Origin of the sequence: Candidatus Pelagibacter communis, from assembly GCF_001180205.1 — a bacterium.
GTDB lineage: Bacteria > Pseudomonadota > Alphaproteobacteria > Pelagibacterales > Pelagibacteraceae > Pelagibacter > Pelagibacter ubique_O.
The window spans coordinates 1-554 of sequence record NZ_CVSU01000017.1; the positions used below are offsets into that span (position 1 = coordinate 1).

The 554-nt window shown below is 31.9% G+C and carries 1 protein-coding gene; it reads left to right on the top strand.

Going from position 1 to position 554, the window contains the following annotated elements:
- Nucleotides 1-157: 157 nt before the first annotated feature.
- The coding region (locus tag AMO08_RS00645; protein WP_143323781.1) for an NHL repeat-containing protein at nucleotides 158-554 on the top strand (397 nt) is incomplete at its 3' end.

Genomic DNA, 554 nt, shown 5'->3' on the forward strand with positions numbered 1-554 from the left:
TTTTATGCATGGGAAAAAAATAATAAATTAATTATTTATAAAAGACTTTTAAATCCAGAAAATTTAATTGATGAAGAAATTTTTATTACTAATGATGAATATGATATGAAGTTAGGAGAATTTTATTACAAAATAGAACAAGAGGCAGAGGCGAAAGATGAAAGTTAAAATATTTATTTTAAAACTAATCTTTGCTTTGATTTTGTTTTCTCAAAATTCATTTGCAAAAAACTTACCTCCTGGATCAGGTATTAGCGATGTCCCTGCAAACGTTTTAATTCTTCTAGATAAATCTGGAAGCATGGGGGCAAGAATGATCAGTGGTTCAGGCTTTATGTATCCTTTGTCTGTTGCGGCAGATGCTAATGGAGACATTTATGGTGCTCAGTATTGGACATATGGAATTAAAAAATTAACCTATGCAACTGGTGCTGTAGATAGTACTTTTGGAGCTAGAGGAATTTACAGAGGAGGTGGAAATTGTAGGTCTTGGTACAATTATGCCATGCAGGTACATAATGGATTTTTGTATGTTGCATCTTACCATCACAACA